The organism is Candidatus Abawacabacteria bacterium (genome assembly GCA_016207805.1).
In the GTDB taxonomy this organism is placed as follows: domain Bacteria; phylum Patescibacteriota; class Gracilibacteria; order RBG-16-42-10; family RBG-16-42-10; genus JACQZO01.
Genome location: JACQZO010000013.1, coordinates 42,114 through 57,663, shown reverse-complemented (window position 1 = coordinate 57,663; position 15,550 = coordinate 42,114). Strand labels below are relative to the sequence as shown.

Annotated in this window: 16 protein-coding genes; 9 read left to right on the top strand and 7 right to left on the bottom strand. The window is 39.6% G+C overall.

The genetic code is table 11. The features are described from left to right. Positions 1-202: 202 nt before the first annotated feature. Positions 203-1,069, bottom strand: a complete 867-nt coding sequence (locus tag HY817_03755; protein MBI4836351.1) for a hypothetical protein — start codon at positions 1,067-1,069, stop codon at positions 203-205. A gap of 219 nt (positions 1,070-1,288) precedes the next feature. Further along, positions 1,289-2,653, bottom strand: coding sequence for a hypothetical protein (locus tag HY817_03750; GenBank protein ID MBI4836350.1), 1,365 nt, complete (start codon positions 2,651-2,653; stop codon positions 1,289-1,291). Between the two features lie 248 nt (positions 2,654-2,901). Here HY817_03750 and HY817_03745 point away from each other — a divergent pair, with 248 nt between their 5' ends. Beyond that, on the top strand, positions 2,902-3,975 hold the full coding sequence (locus tag HY817_03745) for a DUF3829 domain-containing protein (GenBank protein ID MBI4836349.1): 1,074 nt from the start codon (positions 2,902-2,904) through the stop codon (positions 3,973-3,975). Between the two features lie 7 nt (positions 3,976-3,982). Here HY817_03745 and HY817_03740 read toward each other — a convergent pair whose 3' ends face one another. Both HY817_03740 and HY817_03735 read right to left on the bottom strand, forming a co-directional pair. Next, positions 3,983-4,849 carry an alpha/beta hydrolase gene (locus tag HY817_03740; GenBank protein ID MBI4836348.1) on the bottom strand — a complete coding sequence of 289 codons (867 nt, stop codon included), beginning with the start codon at positions 4,847-4,849 and terminating at the stop codon, positions 3,983-3,985. A gap of 41 nt (positions 4,850-4,890) precedes the next feature. Then, on the bottom strand, positions 4,891-5,442 hold the full coding sequence (locus tag HY817_03735) for a hypothetical protein (protein ID MBI4836347.1): 552 nt from the start codon (positions 5,440-5,442) through the stop codon (positions 4,891-4,893). Positions 5,443-5,547: 105 nt separating this feature from the next. Here HY817_03735 and HY817_03730 point away from each other — a divergent pair, with 105 nt between their 5' ends. The 7 genes from HY817_03730 to ligA all read left to right on the top strand — a co-directional run bounded on the left by HY817_03730 (position 5,548) and on the right by ligA (position 11,167). After that, positions 5,548-5,799, top strand: coding sequence for a hypothetical protein (locus HY817_03730; GenBank protein ID MBI4836346.1), 252 nt, complete (start codon positions 5,548-5,550; stop codon positions 5,797-5,799). Positions 5,800-5,853: 54 nt separating this feature from the next. Next, on the top strand, positions 5,854-6,063 hold the full coding sequence (locus tag HY817_03725) for a hypothetical protein (GenBank protein MBI4836345.1): 210 nt from the start codon (positions 5,854-5,856) through the stop codon (positions 6,061-6,063). After that, positions 6,060-6,653 carry a PH domain-containing protein gene (locus HY817_03720; protein MBI4836344.1) on the top strand — a complete coding sequence of 198 codons (594 nt, stop codon included), beginning with the start codon at positions 6,060-6,062 and terminating at the stop codon, positions 6,651-6,653. Before HY817_03725 ends, HY817_03720 begins: the two co-directional genes overlap by 4 nt. A 9-nt stretch (positions 6,654-6,662) precedes the next feature. Beyond that, on the top strand, positions 6,663-7,223 hold the full coding sequence (locus HY817_03715) for a LemA family protein (GenBank protein MBI4836343.1): 561 nt from the start codon (positions 6,663-6,665) through the stop codon (positions 7,221-7,223). A 235-nt stretch (positions 7,224-7,458) separates the two neighbouring features. Further along, positions 7,459-8,292, top strand: a complete 834-nt coding sequence (locus HY817_03710) for a zinc metalloprotease HtpX (GenBank protein ID MBI4836342.1) — start codon at positions 7,459-7,461, stop codon at positions 8,290-8,292. A gap of 9 nt (positions 8,293-8,301) precedes the next feature. Further along, positions 8,302-9,093 carry a polysaccharide deacetylase family protein gene (locus HY817_03705; protein MBI4836341.1) on the top strand — a complete coding sequence of 264 codons (792 nt, stop codon included), beginning with the start codon at positions 8,302-8,304 and terminating at the stop codon, positions 9,091-9,093. Next, entirely contained in the window at positions 9,071-11,167 is a 2,097-nt protein-coding gene (ligA, locus tag HY817_03700) for an NAD-dependent DNA ligase LigA (GenBank protein MBI4836340.1), read from the top strand. Before HY817_03705 ends, ligA begins: the two co-directional genes overlap by 23 nt. 13 nt (positions 11,168-11,180) lie before the next feature. Here ligA and HY817_03695 read toward each other — a convergent pair whose 3' ends face one another. Both HY817_03695 and HY817_03690 read right to left on the bottom strand, forming a co-directional pair. Continuing rightward, the gene (locus HY817_03695; GenBank protein MBI4836339.1) at positions 11,181-13,142 is read right to left on the bottom strand and encodes a S8 family serine peptidase; all 1,962 of its coding nucleotides are present in this window, start codon (positions 13,140-13,142) and stop codon (positions 11,181-11,183) included. 101 nt (positions 13,143-13,243) lie between these two features. Continuing rightward, entirely contained in the window at positions 13,244-14,305 is a 1,062-nt protein-coding gene (locus tag HY817_03690) for a hypothetical protein (GenBank protein MBI4836338.1), read from the bottom strand. A 166-nt stretch (positions 14,306-14,471) separates the two neighbouring features. On the opposite strand from HY817_03690, the gene HY817_03685 reads away from it, so the two are divergent. After that, positions 14,472-14,918 (top strand): GatB/YqeY domain-containing protein, encoded by a 447-nt coding sequence (locus HY817_03685; protein ID MBI4836337.1) that lies wholly within the window; start codon positions 14,472-14,474, stop codon positions 14,916-14,918. A gap of 160 nt (positions 14,919-15,078) precedes the next feature. Here HY817_03685 and HY817_03680 read toward each other — a convergent pair whose 3' ends face one another. Then, positions 15,079-15,489, bottom strand: a complete 411-nt coding sequence (locus HY817_03680) for a hypothetical protein (GenBank protein ID MBI4836336.1) — start codon at positions 15,487-15,489, stop codon at positions 15,079-15,081. Between the last annotated feature and the right edge of the window lie 61 nt (positions 15,490-15,550).

Here is a 15,550-nt window from a genome sequence, read left to right as displayed (position 1 = left end):
TGAACGTATTTTTTCCCTCATCAAACATGACCGTCTCTATGTCAAACGAACACCTTTGACAATATAGTTAGTCTTATCCTCCCCTCATACCTTCTCCCTTAGAAGAAGTAATTTTTACGGTGCTCGAAGGATCAGGATAAGAACAAGAATAAGAAAAGCGCAAAAGTTTTATTGTAGGATGACCGATAAAGCACTTTTTTTACTATCCTTGTCGATCAGGAAAATATAAACGCATTATACGTTGATATCCTTCTAAAAGTGGTGACCGAATACCATCTAGATCATCTCTGGCCATCCGAATGCTAAACCATAACCCTTGATATACCCACTCTCGTTCCTGCGCGTTAAATAATGACCACAAGCTATCAATGTAGTCCGGATGAGCATCAAAACAGGAACGATAAAAATAACCTGGCTCGCTAATGACAGCACCAATTTGTGCACGAAGAATATTTATAGCAGTTTCAAAGTCTCCTCCACTCATTGCTATCTCAACTGCTCTCTGCGTGTTGTGAGAAGTTAGATTGATCATATAAGCAGCACTTCTCTTGTCACCAGCCTCAGCAGTTGCCTCTGCATTATTTTCTAAAAACATTAAAGCTTCTGTAGTAGCAATCTCTAAAGGTGCATTAGGTGGCAATAGCTCTGATATTCTTCTTCTCAACTCAGCTTCAAAGTTTCTCGGTCTACGATAAAATCCCGCAAGTGAACCATCTTGCAACATTTCCATAACTACAGTATTCCCAGTTTCTTCTAATACTTCAGTTGGAATTTCTTCCACAACTTCTGCTGATTCAGGATTTCCTGTGGCAATATCATTGGGAAATATAGGCTCAGCAACTGTAAAATCAGCAGGATTGGCCGGTGCACGACTATAGGGACGCCATTCATGAAACACTTGATGATGACGAGTACGTGCTCTCACTGGGGGCGACGCTGCAAAGTAAGTGTCTACACATTTACCTCCTATTCCAATAAGTACTAACACTATCGCTGTTCGCTCTATCCAGCTTCCTGAGGGTTGGGAAGAGTCAGTTGATACTTTCGATGGAGAAGAAGGTAATCTCATACATTAAAACAGAGGTAGGAGTGTAGCACTTTTTAACACATGCCGCTAACTAATCTCTAGCAGTAACCAGTTTAAAACATGATTGGAAACGCACAACCTCTTCTACTATTTTTTTAAGGACATCACGCCAAAAGTTCGCAAGCTGAACAGTAAGGGGAGCCACGAATCCGCCGGGATTCGTCTTATTCTCATCCTTACACTTAAAAATAAGGGTGTTTTTTAATAGTTACTGTTACGCCACGTTCTTAAGGCACTTATTCTTTGGTCAACTAAACGTGCCTTTTCTTCACCTTTGGCTCTCATTACTTCATTGCGCATTGCAAGGAGGTAACTTTGAGCTACAGAGAATAATGTGTCTTGAGCTTCATGATCTGAGATGAAGCTAAGTTTGGTAATGAATTGGTCAATTAGGGGAAGACTATTTTGCTCAAAAGTCTCATATGGGAAATATTCATCAAATCTTTCAGACTGTAATAACATTGCATATATTTGTAACATATATTCACCGCCACAATTATTTACAATCTGTAATAAGCGTGTATCAACTTCTAAAATCCCTACTGTTGAGCTTGAAGCCCAGTAAGATGCTCTTGCTCTACGACCTGGGGAATCAAAGTGATTATGCCCACATCCATATGGATGCTTGTCAGAACGGGCTCGGATAGCTGCAACGCCCTGATAATTTATTGGATTACGTCTAAGGTATGAGCCCAAAGGCGCTGGGTCGTTAGGGGATGGTGTTAATTGATTAACCCAAAAATGTCTTTTGTTTGTTAAGGATCCTCGAGATGCATGATCTACCATAATATATACTTCTCCCTTTGCTTCATTACTTCGGCTCAAAACTCCTGAAGGAGCCTGTACTTCACCTAAATCATGAAACACCCAGATATCGCTTTCCCTAGCAGCTTCATGCCGGTAATAAGTTTCTCCACTCATGTTGAGCTCAAAATTTATTTTGATTAGAACTTTTCTTTGAGGCGGTAGATGACATTCAAAAGTAATAAGTTTTCTTTTAGCACCAGTAGCAACTTCAGGATGTTGTTCGATTGTTATATGTAGATCTGAAAAGTTTGTACCGTGCTCTACTAATCTCCTAATATGTTCATCAATACTTTCAAAATATTTGGATCCAATCTCAGTCATAGTGTATTCAAAGCACTTCACATCCGGAGCTTCTTGAGCAATTGTAAAAGCAATTTCTAACGGAGAAATAAGATAGCCAGAAGCTGGGCAAAGTATTTTAATTACTTCTTGTTTCCTTAGGTCTCTAGCAGCGGGTATCGTTAAGAATGACTGGCCAATATCTACGAAAGCTTCAGCGCTTGCAGCAACTGACCATTCATGAGCTACTGGAAAAATGTCTTTAGACCTTAATTGCTCAATCAAAGATTTACCAGGAACTAATGGTAAGCGCTCTCTTTTTGCTTCTTTCTCTTCAGTTAATGTTCCTATATGTCTTCGGATAGCACTGTCTGAGACAACTGCAGCCCCAGCAAATATCGCATGTAAAAATCGTCTTCTTGATGGCTTTTCTGGGCTTGCCGTATGCTCTGGTGGATTGTCGGGCAATCGTACTCCCATTGGAAATTATTATTTCCTTTAATTATAGCATCACCTAATTTAGTTAGATAGATGGATCATTTTAACGAAGTACTTAGTATGTTCTGAGGCGTCTTTCCAAGTTCGCAAGGAAACCAAGAGTGGGAGCCAAAAAATGAAAGATCACTGATAAAAAATAAACTAGTAATAAAGAATAAATTATGCAGAATCAATATTAATTTGCTACCTTATCTGCCAAGAACTATGCTAAAAAAGGTCATTCACTTTCTATGGACAATAATTATCTTTCAGCGAACAACAATCCCCGATCACCGGTACCGGTTAAATTCATTCTGTTTATCATCCTCTTAGGTATAGGGGTTTATTTGTATCCCCTATTAATTAATTTTATTGCTACTAATGGAATGGCTATAGTCCCCATGGAATCATCTCGACCAGCCGCTACAGCTCAACCGACAAGTAGTTCTTCATCCAGTGCAGTTACTAATACCAGCACCGCTTTAGAGAATACGTTAAAATCTATAGAACAATGCTTGCGTAAAGGTGGCAGACAGATATCAGCAACAATCAAAGCTTATTCTACGCAAGTAAAATTTGCTTCGCCGGAGCAAACACATTTTCAAGGCTATGCAAATGAAGCTGATTGGCGAGATTGTCAAAAAGAATTGAATAAAGTCATCAGCTCGAATGGCGATGCTACTAGTGAAATTATCCGTGCTTATATCACAGCTGGTGATCAAGTAACCCGTTTGCTTAGTGAGATTACTCCTTATTATAAACAGAAAGATTTTCTAGATGACAAATTCGTTAAAGGTAAGGAAACGGATCCTACTCTCACCCTAGCCTTTCATGAATATTTAGCTAAAGAAAGCAAATTACATAATCTTTGGTTCACCACCGATCAGAGATTAGATGAAGACAAATTAAAGATAATCACAGACAAAAGTTCATACGCCTATATTACCCGTGATTTGCGTTACCAGATGAAGGCGTTAGAACATGTTATTAGTAGTGAACCATTAGACATAGAGCAAGTGACCATAATTATCCCGCAGCTAGCTCAAGCTCAAAAGAAACTGGTAACTATTGTCATTCCCCAACTCGATACGCAGACTGCATTTAGCTCAAGTTTGTGGCAAAGCACTGCTAATGCTGCTGAAAACACGCTAGTAGCTGCCAAAGCTACCCAACGATTATTACGAGATGGCAAGCCTATTCCCCAGCATAATGACGGCTCCATCTTCAATATTAAGCAACAAATTTCTTTATTTTTCAGCCACTATGAGGCAGCAATCAAAATTCATGACACTTGGCTCAAGACCCAGGCAATTTTGAATCGGTAATTTCTTTTCAAGTATTCACAAACTGAGTAACACTAGCAGCAACTTCTTGCTCACAATCACGAAAAGAATGGCGAGCACCAGCAATTAATTGTGCTTCTCCATGGGGAAATTGACTTCTAATTCGTTCTAGAGTAAAGGCAGGATTGGGATCACCAGCAAACAAAATCTCATCCTTATCTCCCACAATCAGCTTCACTGGTAATGTTACTTGAGCTAATACCGAAGAATGATAATTCGGCTGATAGAGATCAAAGATTTTGTTCAATTCATTTTCTTGATACCAAGAAACAAAAGTCTGATAGCTTAAGGGAACACTTCCCCAGGTAGTAGGGATCATGTCTTGACCATTACCTTGAGCCATGTTCTCTTTTGCTTGGTGTAAATATTCAGGCCATTTACCTTGAGAAGCTTTTTCTATTATTCCTTGTTTATCGAATGGGCAAAGTAAAATTAACTTTTTCACATTTCCCGCTTTTTTCCCCTCAAAAAGGTAACGAATGATTTTATATGTACCTAAAGAATGTCCCTGTAATACAATATTTTGGCAACCTTGCTTCAGAGCGAAACTAATCCAAGCATCAATATCTTGATAGGCCTCTTCTAATAGTTCTAGAAAACCACCATATTCAGAATATCCTTTACCATATGCTGGCAAATCATGCTTCTCATATGAACCGCGAGTCTCAACTGTCAAAAATCCCATGCCGCGCTGCGCTAATTGCTCAGCAATTACATGAATAAATTTATTGGTATAAAAAGTACCACTATAGCCATGAATATGAATGATCAATGGCTTTCCCTTTTCACCATAACTATATAATCCACTAAGAATTAAATCATCTTGAGTGCGAACTTGGACAATTTCACCAGTCATAACTTAGCAATCTAAAAATTAGTAGCTGGCTTTTGTCTCTGTCAGCCAATTAGCGATCTCAACAGTAAAGCCAGGCCCGGCAGAGAAAACCACAGACTATTTTGGTCTATCATCAGTCTAGCCAACGGCGATTGCTCGTAAATATTTTTGGCTAATTCGGTTGGTGTAAAACCAATGCTCGGCAAAAACGAGCCACCAGAGAAATAGACTAAAATAGCACTTACTATCAAACCAGCACTTAATATGCCCAGCACCGAGTTGATGAGAAATACCCAGATCGACGAGCCTTTAGGTTCTATCGTGGCATCAAAGCCTCCTCGTAAAGCAAAGAGGATAATTAAGCCAATAAAAAGTAAAATTTTAAAGCCCACCAATGACTGACTTGCGGACTGTACTGCTACCAAAGAAAATACTCGATTAGGATTGGTCAAAAACATGTATAATAAGTTTCCTAAGCCGTCAGCAGCTAAGATCGCAATATAAGAACAAATAATTATTTTTGCCGTTCTCCCCGCTCCGATAATCAAACTATATGCTACAATGACCGTGAAAAGGATAAGAATAAAGAGATTCCATGTTGGGGCGAGAGACATAGCTGTTGGTGAGATATCAGTGACGATAGTACTATAGAAAAGTGCAGACGAAAACCATTGACAAGAGCCAGTAAAAGGTTTATAAAGTAACAGTTGTTTATTTCTATGAGTCCAGCAAAATTAGCAAAAGTTGAGGGGAAAAGAGGTAATATATTAGCGCTTGTTTTGGCTAGTATCTTTGGGATGAGCGGGGCGGCCACACAGGATACCCTGCGTGCGGAACGAACTAGTATTTTAGCAGATAGAGGCGATGTAGCTAAGCAAACACAATTGGAAGCATTTGATGTAGCTGAGGAGGTACGGAGACGTGCTAGTGAGGCATTTGCAAAAATGGGTAACACACCTCCACAGGCCTAATTGCATAAAAGTAGTTTTTTCAATAAAGTGCTAGTGGCTTAGCACTTATAGTTCATGTTGCCATTCATCATTGCGTATTTGCTTATCTTGATCATCTGGGCAGTGTTATCTTCGATAGCAATTCGCCAAGTATATCAAAATGCTTATCAGACTGATCGGCTGTCACGTAATTTGACCATTATTTATATTGTGATCAGCATATTTTTGGCGATCAACGGCTTACGGATATTGATGAGTCTGGATTTAACTCGACTATTCACATGAGTGATCATTTAAGTTGTTACCGACCAGAAAATAATACCATCAAAGCTTTTCCCGGTCAGAGTCAAAATGAAACAGTGGCACTGATGATTAGGAAACATTGGATTGTCGATGTGGGAATTCTGATTAGTACTTTTTTTGCCGTGTTTTGGCCATTTATTATTTATGCCTTGATCAATGTATTGTGGCCAATTCCTTCTTCAATATATCTCGAAATTGCCATTGTATTTCTCCATTTGTACACAATATTTGCGCTCTTTTGGTATTACGTAAAATGGATTGATCATCGCTTTGACCTGATTATTTTCACCGATAGACGTATGGTGGATATCAACCAAACAAGACTTTTTGATCGCAAAGTCTCCGAAGCCAATCTAGCTCAGATTCAAGATGTATCCAGCCAAGTAAAGGGCTTCTGGGGAACGATATTGCATTATGGCACACTCAATATTCAGACTGCTGGACCAGATGGTAATGTCTTTGAAATGAATTATATTCATTGGCCAAATTTAGTAGCCAGTACTATTATTGAATTGCGCGATACTTATACCCGCAATGAAAAGATTAAGCAGAATCCTACACCAACTAACTAATTCTATTTTATGGATACCGGTTTATTAGTCATAATCATACTTATCGTAATAGTGGTCGCATTAGTAGCCATTTACAATGGTTTAGTCACACTGAGAGTCCGAGCCAATGAAGCCTGGTCTGATATTGATGTGCAATTGAAACGTCGTCATGACCTTATTCCTAATCTCATTGAAACCGTAAAAGGATATGCTAAACATGAAAGTGACGTATTCCAAAAAGTTACTGAAGCCCGTACCCAAGCAATCAATGCCCAATCAGGCAGCCCTAGCCAACAAGCCCAGTCTGAGAATATGCTTAGCCAAGCATTGAAAAGTGTATTTGCCGTTAGTGAGAACTATCCTGAGCTCAAAGCTGATCAAAACTTCCTCAAATTACAAGAAGAATTAGCTAGCACTGAAGATAAAATCCAAGCATCTCGCCGCTTCTACAATGCTAATGTGAGAGATTTGAATACTAAAATTGAAGTATTTCCTAGCAGCATCATTGCCGGTATGTTTGGCTTTCAGAAAAAAGAGTTTTTTGAAATCGCTGATGCTAGTGAACGAGAGAATGTGAAAGTAAGCTTTTAACGAAGTCAGGAGTCAGAAGGCAGGGGGCAGAAGTGATTGGGAAATAGAGAATCATGAAATATGAATCTATTTCTAAGCATTGCTATTCCCAATTCTTAATTCTTAATTCATAATTACTTCTGCCATCTGACCCTTCGATGCCACTCAGGGCAGGCTTCTGCCTTCTGACTTCCCTTCTATGACTACTTATACCTACGTTGCCAAAAATAAACTTCGTTCTATTTTGCTTGTCCTCATGTTCATGGGGTTTATTGTACTTATTGGTCACATTTACGGCACTGTCTATGGTTATGGCTCTGATAGTGTACTATTTGCCTTTTTGTTCGCTCTTTTTTCTAGCTTCATTGGTTATTTTTTTAGTGATAAAATTGCTTTAGCTGTGAATGGTGCCAAGCAAATTAGCGAGAATGATGATCCTGAACTTTTTCATGTAGTAGAAAGTTTGGCCCTGACAGCAGGTATCCCCATGCCGAGAATTTATATCGTTAATGATCCTGCCCCTAATGCCTTTGCTACTGGCAGAAATCCTAAACATGCAGCCATGGCAGTCACTACCGGTCTGCGCCAAATCATGACTAAGAGTGAATTAGAAGGAGTGCTTGCTCATGAATTGAGTCATATTAGTAACTATGATGTTCTTTTTATGACTCTGGTTAGTGTTTTTGTCGGCACGATCACAATGCTTGCAGATTGGTTTTTTCGCTTTAGTTTCTTAGGTGGTAGAAGAGATGATAGAGATGGCCGAAATATCAATCCGATTTTTATGATATTAGGTATTGTGCTAATTATTTTATCCCCTATCATTGCCACAATTATTCAACTTTCCATTTCCCGAAAGAGAGAATTTTTGGCTGATGCCTCAGGCGCTCTTCTCACCCGTTACCCAGAAGGACTCGCTAGTGCATTGGAAAAAATCAAAGCTGCCAGCCAACCACTACGCAATGCGAATAAAGCAACAGCTCATATGTATATTGCGAATCCTTTAAAAGCTGACAGCATTAATAAACTTTTTGCTACTCACCCACCAATTGAGGAAAGAATCAAAGTATTGCGCCAAATGAACATTTAATCATCGTGCATGGACTTATTTATTACTCTGTTTAGTTTCATTTGGCAGCACACCAAGTTCATCCTGGTTGATCATTCCCTTTCTTTGTTAAGTAGCATCCATTTGCCTCATGTGGCATTAGCTAATGCAGAGCGCATTATCATTAGTAATGATAGAGATTTGCTCAAGGAAAAACTTAAATCAGTAAAAGAGATTCGTCACGGAGATGAAACTAAGCCCTTCATTGCTCTTACCTTTGATGATGGGTTTGATCCTGAAGAAGCTAGAAATCAATTAAAAATTCTCGCTGAAAAACAGGTATTGGCTACTTTTTTCCTTAAAGGTTGGTGGATGAAAGAAGAAAAAGGTCTGGTAGCCGAAATTATCGCTGCGGGACATGAATTAGGCAATCATAGCTACAATCATCCCAAATTTCCTCAACTATCTTTAGCCCAGATTAAAGAAGAGATAGACAGTCCTGAAACTTTAACCCTAGCCGATCATAATTATTCTCTTAAACCCTATTTCCGTTTTCCCTATGGAGCCAGGACACCACAAATATTGCAGGTAGTGAATGAATCTGGCTATACTTCAATACTATGGGACATTGATAGCTTGGATTGGCTACAAGATGGCAAATATGTCAAAAATGAAGTGCTATCTAAAGCTCACAATGGCTCAATAATTTTATTACACCTGGGCAAGAAAGAAACTGGGAAAGTTTTGGCAGCTATCATTGATGAGCTTAGGGCCAAAGGATTTATTTTAGTCACCGTTAGTGAATTATTAAATCAAGACGATGCTCTCCTACGTAGAAGCTAAAGCGCGCATTGAAAAGTTAAAGGAACTCATCAATAAATGGAATTATCATTATTTCACTAAGGATGAAGTTATTTTTTCTGAGGCAGCCCGAGACGATTTGAAACAAGAACTTATTATCCTAGAGAACTCCTACCCTGATCTGATTACTCCCGACTCACCTAGCCAAAAGATTGGCAGTATATTAAGTGGCAGATTGCCCAAATTGCCACACCTAAGCAGAAAGTGGAGTCTCAGTGACATTTTTAGCTTTGAAGAATTACAAGATTGGGAAGAACGTTTACAAAAGTTATTGCCAGGCAAAACATGGCAATACCTTTGTGAATTAAAAATCGATGGTTTGAATATCAGTCTTCATTACGAAGGCGGCAAATTAACACGAGGACTCACCCGCGGTAATGGGATTATTGGAGAAGATATTACCCATAGTATCAAAACCATTTATGGGGTGCCGCTAGTTTTAAATAAACCCTTAACAATAGAAGTATCGGGTGAAGTATATATGCCCAGAAAGAGTCTCGAAAAACTCAATGCTCGCCTAACCAGAGAAGGCAAAGAGCTTTTTGCTAATCCCCGTAGTGCAGCAGCCGGTTCTGTCAGACAACTTGATCCTGCTATTGCGGCAGAACGTGACTTGGGTATGTTTGTCTATACCCTTGGCCAGAACGATTTGGCTAATGCACCAGAGACCCAAGAGGAAAGCTTGGCGTTTTTGGCAAGCCTTGGTTTTATGATTAGTCCTCATATTGCTTTAGCAGACAATTTAGCAGAAGTTCAACAGTTTTATAAAAAGGTGGAAGCGATTCGAGACAACTTAGCATTTGATATAGATGGCATTGTAGTAAAAGTGAATGATAAAACTCTACAAGAACAAGCAGGGTTTACCGCCAAGACACCGAGAGCTCAAGTCGCCTACAAATTTCCTGCTACTGAAGCATCTACCGTGATAGAAGGTATTACTATTCAAATTGGTCGCACAGGAGCACTCACGCCAGTTGCCGAACTACGTGCTGTCGATCTAGCTGGCAGTACGGTAAAGAGAGCCACTTTGCATAATAAAAAAGAAATTGAACGTAAAGATATTCGGATTGGGGACACTGTTATCATTCATAAAGCTGGTGATGTAATTCCGGAAATTTTACATGTATTGCCTGAACTCAGAACTGGCAGAGAAAAAGTTTTTGTATTTCCAACTATCTGCCCAATTTGTCATTCAATCACCATAGAAGAAAATGAGGGCACCGTAGTACGTTGCAGCAATAAACAATGCTTTGCTCAGCATCGAGAACAAATGATTCATGCTACTGCTAAGAAAGCTTTTGATATAGATGGTATGGGAGAATCAGTAATTGATGAACTGATCGCCTTAGATCTTTGTGGTGATATTGGTGATGTTTTTTTATTGACTGAAAAAGATTTGGCTCAAATTCCTTTATTCAAAGAAAAAAAAGTAAAAAACTTAATCAAGGCGATTGAAATAGCAAAAAACATTTCTTTCCCTCGCCTGCTATTTGCTTTAGGCATTCGCCATATCGGTGAAGAAACAGCTAGAGATCTAGCTAAGTTTGCTGCGCAAAAAGTAGCCAGAGAAATTGTAGCAGAATTTGAAGCTGTGTATCCTCAAGATACATTGCACCCATTACTTGAATATCTCATGACCGTCAGTGCAGAAGAACTATTAGTAGTGAATGGTTTCGGCCCTGAGGTTACTAGCAGCATAGTAGAATGGTTTGCAGCCAAAGAGAGTCATACCTTGCTCAAAAAGCTGGCCCATGTGGGTGTTAAACCTCAGGCTTTAGTATTGTATGAAAATGGCAAACAAACTTTTTTTACTGGCAAAAGCTTTGTCATTACGGGCACGCTAGCATCCATGAGTAGAGATCAGGCAAAAGAACTGATCTTGAAAAGTGGCGGTCATGTCCAAAGCGCAGTGAGCAGAAGTACTAATTATCTTATCTGTGGTGAAGAGGCCGGTAGCAAACTTAAGAAAGCGCAAACATTAGGAGTAACTATTTTGGCTGAAAACCAATTTACCGAAAAATTATCTGCTGAGACCAACAAAAAGCTCAATAGTTAGTAACGCGCTTTGATTAATTACGAGTAATAGCAATACTTTTTGTATCAACGATTTCATTATTCGCATTATACCCTACTACTGTATAGGTAGTAGTTCCCTGGGGCAGACTAATTGTTTGAGACCAGCGTGTTTGTCTGGGAACAAAACTACTCAACACTGCGCCATTAATTTTAATCTGATTAATTGGGCCTCGTGCCACACCACTTAAGACTATGCTACTTTTTGTCGTAGTATATGTTGCTCGAGATGTTGGTTTGGTAATACTAATGCTCGGTGCCACTTGAGTCACTTTCAGTTTCGCGCTTTTACTCACTGTAGTATTACCATCGCTTACCTCTACCGGAATAGTATAAGTGCCCGTAGCCACGGTAGGAGTCACGGCAGCAGAACGATATTGATTATTACCACTAGCAGTCAGAGTTTGTAATGAGAGACCCAATACACTTAGGTCAGCGGTGACGGTCAGGGTATCATTATTAGGATCCGATGCCTTCACAGTCAATGTCACACTGTCTGTTTTTTCATTGTTAAAATTACTAGGACTCCAGCTAGCATTGGCTATTTTTGGCGCTCGATTAGCAACTTGCTTTGTTACTGGAGAGACACTTAAAGCTGAAGTTACATTTAATAATCCATAACCAAATTGTGTGTCTTTGCCAGCAGAGCCCAAATCCGTAGCGGTGTTTTGTAGTTGATTACGCACTTGGCTGACACTGAAACCAGGATTCTTTTCTAAAACTAAAGCCGCAGCTGCAGCTACCATCGGGCTAGAAAAACTTGTTCCTGAGGCAATGATGTAACTTTTACTGCCATCTGGTAATACTTGGTTAGAGCTACCAGTACTACCTGCTCTAGTCGAAACAATACTCAGTCCCGGTGTCACTAAAGAAAGCGCATTACCAGTATTTGAGAATGAAGCCTTAGTGCCTGAACTGGTAATACTACCAACAGCAATGACACTACTAATATTAGCAGGGGCAAAATGGTAAGTGGTAATATCTTGATTACTATTCCCAGCCGCCGCAACTACTACAATGCCATTGGCAACAGCGTTGTTACAAGCATTAATAAGTGCTGCACTATCGGCATAAGCTGCTCCTAAGCTCATATTGATAACATGAGCTTTCTTTTCAATAGCATAATTGATTGCTTGAATAACATCTGATGTGCTTCCGTAACCATTATCACCCAAAACTCGCAAAGGCATGATCTTGCTTGCTGGAGCAATACCAACCAAGCCAACACTATCGTTGCGAGCAGCAATAATACCAGCTACTTGCGTACCATGGCCAAATTTATCAGTGAGATTATTGTTATCATCTACGAAATTCCAGCCATTGATATCATTCAATAAACCATTTTGATCATTATCAATACTGTCATTACTTTCTTTACTATTTACCCATAGCCGATCACTCAGATCAGGATGAGTGGCCGTTACCCCACTATCAATTACGGCAACAGTAATCGGCGCTCCCCGATAGCCACTATTCTCATACATCGGTTGCCAATTGACATCATTGCCAGCAATACCCTTCGTAGTAGCACTAGCCGAGGTGTGGTATGTCTGTGCTGTATTCCGTAAGTACCATTGTTCAGCATACTGAGCATCTGAAGGAATACCCACTGCTTTCAATATATAGTCCGGCTCGATTTTTACATTGTCATCTCCTGAGGCCATAGCCATCACTATATCTTCATCCGGTTCAAAAGTAACAATAACTGTATTGCTATCCTTCGAAAGGCGTTCTACCGAGGTAACAGCATAGTTTTTACGAATCCTAGCAAGACTAGCCTCCAAGGCAGCAGTATCGCCATTACGAGCAGTAAGCAAAAAGGTGTCGCTGGTTGCTCCTTGCAAGGCGGCATAAGCATCCTGGAGTCGAGCCTGAAAAAGCTCACTACCTGGCTGTACAATCAAGCCCCCCATGAGCAGCGCTAAAGCAAGTGACACGAACAGTCTTTTTGACAACATATGTTTTTGTTTTACTTTAACATTATAACAGTGAACAAAAACATTGACAACCCGCTTTTTCGGCTGTTTTATCAAACAATTTTTCTGGCTGAAGCTATTTCCTATGCTCCTCGATATTCATATACAGCACGACCAACACGAGCAAATTTAGGATTTTTTTGGAGATTCAGGGCAATGGTACCAATTTTTACTTGGCGTACAGCTAAGACGCGTTTTACTATTTCCGATTTAGGCAATGGTTTTTGCGCCTTTTTTAAAATACGTTCAATTACATCACTGACAGTTCCTTCTACATATCCCCACTCTTTCAGAGCATAAAGCCCACGACCGACTAAGACAAAGTGATCACCACGAATTAATTCATTGTGTACCGCTTGTACGGTGACAATTTTATGATCAAATTCGGCTTCAATAATCTTGCTGGCAATGTCCATAAAATGCAAAGGACGCTGTGCTTGTTTGAGTACGATATAAGCCTTATCACGAATACTTTTAGGATTAATATGGCGCCATTCCATCAGGCCCCAGCCCTCATCTACACGTTTGAATAATTTACTAATTTCTAAACAAGAATTAACAAATTTATTGGAGGCTTTCAGAGGATATCTTTTCTGTAAGGATTCCACTAAGCCATTCAGTGACAAAGTATCGCCTGTTTTTTTGAGAATGTCGTCAGCAGCTTCAATCACATCGCGCACAATTCTTTCTTGTACTTCATCAAGACGCCAAGCTGGTTTAAATAAACTATTTTTCTTCACTTTTACAATGTCTTCCTCAATACTCAAGGCTAACTTCGCTATGTTACTATCAATAGATACATCCGGCATAGATTGAATCACCTTTTGAATCAATTTCGATTCCAAGAGTAAACCATCATGTTCATCCAAAATAGAAAAAGCCACACGGGTGACTTCTTTTAATTTAGTATTATCTAATGTCCGACGAAGCTTTTTGAGTGCAGCATTCTCAATTTGACGCACTCTTTCACGAGTGACAGCAAAACCGGCACCAATTTTTTCGAGAGTCTCTTTAGGTTGATTGTGCAAACTGTAACGTCTGATCAAAACTTCTTTTTCTTTGTCAGTCAACACCATAAACATTTCCTCCAAAATATCATTCAAAGCCAACTTTTGCCATGAAGAGTAAACGGGGGAAGTAGCCATAATATATGACGATTAAAAGTCAATAACGATTCTCGTCTCGAACTATACTTAGAGAAGTAGGGGGTGTCAATGAAAGTGAAAAGAGCAAAGAGTAGAGAGCAAAGATGTGTACTTTGCTCTTTGAGCTACTTCCGGTACTCTACTTTTGTTAATAAGCTAATTTCATATGTCTCAACTCAAAAAAAGTCTTCAAGATGCAATTATCACTGCTATGAAAGCGGGCGAAAGTGAAAAGGTAAATGCCCTACGATTACTCACCGCTAGCATCAAGCAAGTAGAGGTAGATAGCGGCAAAGAATTGGCTGACAGTGACGTAACTGCCATACTGCGAAAAGAATTGAAAAAACGTCAAGATTCCCACGCTCAATACACCGGTGCTGGCCGACAAGATTTGGCAGCAATTGAAGCCAAAGAAATTGCTATTATTCAAAGCTATTTACCAGCACAAATGTCTCTTGAGCAAGTAGTAGAAAAGGTAAAATTAGCTTTAGCAGAACAAAATATCACAGAAAAAAAAGACTTCGGCCGAGCTATGGGTATTGCGATGAAGGCAGTCGGTAGTGATGCTGATGGCAATACTGTTAAACAGGCGGTGGAATCTATTTTAGCATGAAGGCAGATGGCAGATGGCAGAAGTCAGAATTTAGGAACACTAGAGCTTGGGACGTAAGTTAAAACTATATAGTAAGTGTACGCACCTCTATACCCTTTCTATAGCTCCCTGAGCGGCTACTTCTGCCTCCTGACCTCTGCCTTCTGACTTAATTTCAAGTTTAACTTTTTAGTTTGCGCTTTTTCTTCTTGTTTTCCTTTCTCTTAGCAAAAGCGCCCATTTCTCTTTGATAATTCATAGTAAATTTGACCAGCAATGTGATCAGCCAAGCGGCAAAAATGACAAAAGTTAGGAGCATCCAAATGCGCATGCCGATATAGGGAGCTCGCTGAAAACGAGCAAATACTAAAAAGCCGCCGATAATACTGGTAATATAAAGACCTCCGGGCAAGCGGCGAATAAAGCGACGAAGTACTGGATGCATAGCAACAAAACGACTCCCTAACTGAATCACAATTGCCAGAACAAAAAGAGCAATTAATACCCAAGTTAGTAAATCAAGATAGCGAAAATCACCGATCGGGGTAGTTTCAAACCAGTAGCTTAACGAAAAAAATTGAGAAAAATTCATAAAAACAGGTTATTGGGCAAGGACACCGCTAGAATTACAACATTTTCTCTCCCTCCGCAAG

What these genes read in the sequence shown, in the direction of transcription:
- HY817_03690 (MBI4836338.1), bottom strand. Translation starts at nt 14,305, where the DNA reads ATGGCTACTTCCCCCGTTTACTCTTCATGGCAAAAGTTGGCTTTGAAT.
- HY817_03750 (MBI4836350.1), bottom strand. Translation starts at nt 2,653, where the DNA reads ATGGGAGTACGATTGCCCGACAATCCACCAGAGCATACGGCAAGCCCA.
- HY817_03685 (MBI4836337.1), top strand. Translation starts at nt 14,472, where the DNA reads ATGTCTCAACTCAAAAAAAGTCTTCAAGATGCAATTATCACTGCTATG.
- HY817_03705 (MBI4836341.1), top strand. Translation starts at nt 8,302, where the DNA reads ATGGACTTATTTATTACTCTGTTTAGTTTCATTTGGCAGCACACCAAG.
- HY817_03720 (MBI4836344.1), top strand. Translation starts at nt 6,060, where the DNA reads ATGAGTGATCATTTAAGTTGTTACCGACCAGAAAATAATACCATCAAA.
- ligA (MBI4836340.1), top strand. Translation starts at nt 9,071, where the DNA reads ATGCTCTCCTACGTAGAAGCTAAAGCGCGCATTGAAAAGTTAAAGGAA.
- HY817_03735 (MBI4836347.1), bottom strand. Translation starts at nt 5,442, where the DNA reads ATGTCTCTCGCCCCAACATGGAATCTCTTTATTCTTATCCTTTTCACG.
- HY817_03695 (MBI4836339.1), bottom strand. Translation starts at nt 13,142, where the DNA reads ATGTTGTCAAAAAGACTGTTCGTGTCACTTGCTTTAGCGCTGCTCATG.
- HY817_03730 (MBI4836346.1), top strand. Translation starts at nt 5,548, where the DNA reads ATGAGTCCAGCAAAATTAGCAAAAGTTGAGGGGAAAAGAGGTAATATA.
- HY817_03740 (MBI4836348.1), bottom strand. Translation starts at nt 4,849, where the DNA reads ATGACTGGTGAAATTGTCCAAGTTCGCACTCAAGATGATTTAATTCTT.
- HY817_03755 (MBI4836351.1), bottom strand. Translation starts at nt 1,069, where the DNA reads ATGAGATTACCTTCTTCTCCATCGAAAGTATCAACTGACTCTTCCCAA.
- HY817_03725 (MBI4836345.1), top strand. Translation starts at nt 5,854, where the DNA reads ATGTTGCCATTCATCATTGCGTATTTGCTTATCTTGATCATCTGGGCA.
- HY817_03710 (MBI4836342.1), top strand. Translation starts at nt 7,459, where the DNA reads ATGTTCATGGGGTTTATTGTACTTATTGGTCACATTTACGGCACTGTC.
- HY817_03715 (MBI4836343.1), top strand. Translation starts at nt 6,663, where the DNA reads ATGGATACCGGTTTATTAGTCATAATCATACTTATCGTAATAGTGGTC.
- HY817_03745 (MBI4836349.1), top strand. Translation starts at nt 2,902, where the DNA reads ATGGACAATAATTATCTTTCAGCGAACAACAATCCCCGATCACCGGTA.
- HY817_03680 (MBI4836336.1), bottom strand. Translation starts at nt 15,489, where the DNA reads ATGAATTTTTCTCAATTTTTTTCGTTAAGCTACTGGTTTGAAACTACC.